This window comes from Ruegeria sp. YTSA168, from assembly GCF_059610045.1.
The window spans coordinates 1-3798 of the sequence record NZ_JBXWMW010000031.1; the positions used below are offsets into that span (position 1 = coordinate 1).

Consider the following 3798-nt stretch of genomic DNA (forward strand, 5'->3'; position numbering starts at 1 on the left):
TCTCGATGACCGTGAACGGTACTGCTGTGATCGGGGAGGTTGAGGGTCGGACGTTGTTGTCTGGTTTTCTGCGCGATCATCTAACGCTGACGGGAACGCATGTGGGGTGCGATACGGCGCAATGTGGGGCGTGTGTTGTGCATGTGAATGGCGCGGCGGTGAAGTCCTGCAACATGCTGGCGCTTGAGGCGGATGGGGCCGAGATTGGCACGATTGAGGGTCAGGCGGATGCGGATGGATCTCTGAACGTGATCCAGCAGGCGTTTCAGGATCATCACGGGCTGCAATGCGGGTTTTGCACACCGGGCATGGTGATGAGCGCGGCGGCCTTGCTCAAGGACAATCCGCGTCCGACGGAAGCTGAGATCCGCAAGTATCTGGAAGGCAACCTGTGCCGCTGCACGGGCTATCATAACATCGTCAAGGCGATCCTGGCCGCATCTGGTCAGGACGTCAGCAGCATCGCCGCCGAATAAGCGGCCTCAGGGAGGAGAACAAGCAATGCCCAAAGACAGTGGCATCGGAGCCAGTTCCAAGCGGCGCGAGGACGTGCGCTTTCTGACCGGAGCAGGCAATTATACCGACGACATCAACGTACATGGCCAGGCCTATGTCCATTTTCTAAGGTCCGACATCGCGCATGGCCGGATCATCAGCCTTGATACCTCGGCGGCCGAGGCCATGCCGGGCGTGGTCAAGGTGTTTACCGGCAAGGATTTCGAAGGCGTGGGCGGCATGCCCTGCGGCTGGGAGGTGACGGACAAGCACGGCGCGCCGATGCAGGAGCCTGCGCATCCCATTCTGGCCCAAGGCAAGGTCCGCCATGTGGGCGATCCGATTGCCGCCGTTGTGGCCGACAGTCTGGAACAGGCCCGCGATGCGGCCGAGGCGATTGATCTGGATATCGAGGAACTGCCCGCGGTGATCGACATGAAGGCCGCAGCCCAAGAGGGCGCGACGCTGGTCCATGACGATCTGAAGAACAACATCTGCTATGACTGGCAGTTGGGCGAGGCGGATGATGCCAAGGTGGGCGAGGTCTTTGCCAATGCGGCCCATGTGACCACGCTGGATCTGGTCAACAACCGCCTTGTCGCCAACCCGATGGAACCGCGCGTGGCGGTGGGGGAGTATTCCCGCGCGACCGAGGACTATACGCTCTATACCACCTCGCAGAACCCGCATGTGATCCGCCTGCTGATGTGCGCCTTTGTGCTGGGCCTGCCCGAACACAAGGTCCGCGTGGTGGCCCCGGATGTGGGCGGTGGCTTTGGCACCAAGATTTTCCACTATGCGGAAGAGGCGTTCTGTACCTTCGCCGCCAAGGCCTGCAACCGACCCGTGAAGTGGACCTCGAGCCGGTCCGAGGCGTTCATGTCGGATGCTCATGGCCGCGACCATGTCAGTAAAATCGAACTGGCGCTGGATGCGGACAATAACTTCATCGGGTTGCGCACCAATACCTATGCCAATCTGGGGGCGTATCTGTCGACCTTCTCCAGTTCCGTGCCCACATGGCTGCACGGCACGCTGATGGCAGGCAATTACAAGACGCCGGTCGTTCAGGTAAATGTGAAAGCGATGTTCACCAATACGGTGCCGGTGGATGCCTATCGCGGTGCGGGCCGGCCCGAGGCGACCTATCAGCTGGAGCGCGTCGTCGATAAGGCCGCGCGTGAGCTGGGCGTTGATCCGATTGCGCTGCGGCGTCAGAACTTCATCACCCAGTTCCCCTATGACACGCCGGTGGCGCTGACCTATGACACCGGGGACTATCACGGGACGATGGACAAGCTTGAGGCTGCCGCCGATCTGGCAGGTTTTGCCGCGCGCCGTGCGGCCAGTGAAGCCAAGGGCAAGCTGCGGGGCTTAGGCATCAACTGTTATATCGAGGCCTGCGGCATTGCGCCCTCGAACATCGTTGGCATGCTGGGGGCCCGGGCGGGTCTCTATGATGCTGCCACCGTGCGGGTGAATGCCACCGGTTCGATCAGCGTCATGGTCGGCGCGCATAGCCACGGGCAGGGCCATGAGACGGCGTTCCCGCAGGTTGTGGCCGACATGATCGGCATCGACGAGTCGATGGTCGAGATTGTGCATGGCGACACCTCGAAAATCCCCTTTGGCATGGGCACCTATGGCTCGCGCTCGCTGGCGGTTTGTGGCTCGGCCATGGTCAAGGCGACCGAGAAGGTGATCGACAAGGCCAAGAAGATCGCCGCCCACCTGCTGGAAGCCTCCGAGGCCGATATCGAGCTGAAGGACGGTCAGTTCAGCGTGGCAGGCACCGACAAATCGGTGGCCTGGGGCGATGTGACCCTGACGGCTTACGTGCCGCATAACTACCCGCTGGAAGTGGAGCCGGGGCTGGAGGAGACCGCGTTTTATGATCCGGCCAACTTCACCTTCCCTTCAGGCGCTTATGCCTGTGAGGTCGAGGTGGACCCGGAAACCGGTCAGGTCAGCATCGAGGCCTTCACCGCCGCCGATGACTTTGGCAATATCGTCAACCCGATGATCGTGGATGGTCAGGTGCATGGCGGCATTGGCCAGGGCATCGGGCAGGCGCTGCTGGAGAACTGTGCCTATGACGAGAACGGCCAGCTGCTGAGCGCGTCCTTTATGGATTACGCCATGCCGCGTGCCGATGATGTTCCGTTCTATGGCGTGGATCATTCCAGCCAGACGCCCTGCACGCATAACCCGCTGGGTGTGAAAGGCTGTGGCGAGGCCGGCGCGATCGGCTCGCCGCCGGCGGTGGTCAATGCGGTTCTGGATGCGCTGAACGCGGGCGGCAAGGCGGTGGATCACATCGACATGCCGGTGAGCCCGTCGCGCGTCTGGGCGGCGATGAACAGCTGAGTGGAGATGTTGGGGTGCGAAGGGCCAGCCCCTCGCGCTCCCCGGGATATTTATAGCCAGATGAAGAATGGATCCGTGTTCTTCGGAAAGGAAAAGCGAAATGTACAATTTCGAGTTTGAAAAGCCCTCGACCATTGCCGACGCAGTTGCCGCGATGGGGGCTGAGGATGCGCAGGCATTGGGGGGTGGGCAGACGCTGATCCCCACGCTGAAGCAGCGCCTGGCGGCGCCATCGGTGCTGGTCAGCATGGGTGGGATTGCCGAGATGCAAGGCGTCTGTGTCGAGGATGACGGCGCGGTCGTCATTGGCGGGGCGACGCCCCATGCGGTGGTGGCGCGCGAAGCGGCAGGCAGCTATCCGGCGCTGGCGGCGCTGGCGGGTCAGATCGGCGATCCGGCGGTGCGCAACCGTGGCACCATTGGTGGGTCAGTGGCCAATAACGATCCGGCAGCCTGTTATCCGGCAGGTGTGCTGGGATCGGGGGCGACCATCGTGACCAACACGCGCCAGATTGCGGCGGATGACTTCTTTCAGGGCATGTTTGCCACCGCGCTGGATGAGGGTGAGATCATCACTTCGGTCCGGTTCCCGGTGCCGCAGGCGGCGAGCTACCAGAAATTCCTGCAGCCTGCCTCGCGCTTTGCGCTTGTGGGGGTCTATCTGGCCCGCTTTGCCGATGGTGTCCGCGTCGCCGTAACAGGCGCCAGCGAGGATGGCGTGTTCCGCTGGTCGGAGGCCGAAGCCGCGCTGAACACAGAATTCCGCGCCGATGCGTTGATGGGGCTGAAGGTCAACCCGAGGAACATGATCGCCGATCTGCATGGCAGCAAAGACTACCGCGCCCATCTGGTCTCCGTCATGACCAAACGCGCAGTCCAGGCCTGTTGATAGAAAACCAATAAACAAAGCAAAGCCCCGGTTCTCCGGGGCTTTTT

Annotated in this window: 3 protein-coding genes; all 3 read left to right on the plus strand. The window is 62.0% G+C overall.

The window, feature by feature from the left end; all coding sequences use genetic code 11:
• A partial coding sequence (locus AC2FFE_RS20805) for a (2Fe-2S)-binding protein (protein ID WP_496821245.1) occupies window positions 1-476 on the plus strand: 476 nt, incomplete at its 5' end.
• A 25-nt stretch (window positions 477-501) separates the two neighbouring features.
• Window positions 502-2862, plus strand: coding sequence for a xanthine dehydrogenase family protein molybdopterin-binding subunit (locus AC2FFE_RS20810; protein WP_496821246.1), 2361 nt, complete (start codon window positions 502-504; stop codon window positions 2860-2862).
• A 100-nt stretch (window positions 2863-2962) separates the two neighbouring features.
• Window positions 2963-3751 (plus strand): FAD binding domain-containing protein, encoded by a 789-nt coding sequence (locus AC2FFE_RS20815; RefSeq protein WP_496821248.1) that lies wholly within the window; start codon window positions 2963-2965, stop codon window positions 3749-3751.
• Window positions 3752-3798 lie beyond the last annotated feature (47 nt).

What these genes read in the sequence shown, in the direction of transcription:
- AC2FFE_RS20815 (WP_496821248.1), top strand. Translation starts at nt 2,963, where the DNA reads ATGTACAATTTCGAGTTTGAAAAGCCCTCGACCATTGCCGACGCAGTT.
- AC2FFE_RS20810 (WP_496821246.1), top strand. Translation starts at nt 502, where the DNA reads ATGCCCAAAGACAGTGGCATCGGAGCCAGTTCCAAGCGGCGCGAGGAC.